Here is a 777-nt window from a genome sequence, read left to right on the forward strand (position 1 = left end):
CTCGCTGGGGAACCCACGGCGACCACTCAATTATAGTCCTGTCTCCCGCATCGGTAAAAGAGATGTACTATTTAACCGTGCGAGCATTCAACCTGGCCGAAAAATATCGTACGCCGGTAATATTGTTAAGCGATGAAGTAATAGGCCATTTAAGAGAAAATATCGCCCTACCCGAACCCGGCACAATTGAAATAATAAATCGCAAGCGGCCTCAGGGGGACCCGAAAAAACACCTGCCTTACAAGCCGGATGAAGACGGCATACCACCCATGGCCTCCTATGGTGATGAATATATAGTACACGCATCAAGCTCCTGTCACGACGAAACCGGCTGTTCCAATAGCAAACCGGACACCAACAACAAGCTATTGAATCGCCTGAGGGCAAAAATTTATAACAATATAGAAGATATAGTCCAGGTCGAGTATTTTGGCCCCGCGGACGCGGAAATAACCATAATAGCCTTCGGGGCAACTTCCAGGGTATGCAAGCAAGCCGTTGTTGAGGCTGAAAAAGAAGGTATTAAAATAAATCTTCTAAGACTAATTACCATTTGGCCCTTTGCAGATGAACAAGTACAAAAAGTTTTGGAAAAAGCAAAAGCAGTAATCGTACCCGAAATGAACCAGGGCCAGGTATTGGGTGAAGTACAGCGCGTGAACCGCACAAACACACCGGTATATCAAGTGTCGCGCACAGATGGAGAACTGTTCACCACAGCGGAAATACTGGCCAAGATCCGGGAGGTGGCGATATAATGCCCTATAAATATACCGA

At 46.5% G+C, this 777-nt stretch carries 1 protein-coding gene; it reads left to right on the plus strand.

From position 1 onward, the window contains the following. Nucleotides 1–758, plus strand: a 758-nt coding sequence (locus IT084_RS17640; protein WP_279327909.1) for a transketolase C-terminal domain-containing protein, incomplete at its 5' end; no start/stop codon positions are given. Between the last annotated feature and the right edge of the window lie 19 nt (nt 759–777).

It is taken from the genome of Desulfallas sp. Bu1-1 (assembly GCF_015594625.1).
Lineage (GTDB): Bacteria > Bacillota > Desulfotomaculia > Desulfotomaculales > Desulfallaceae > JADNRQ01.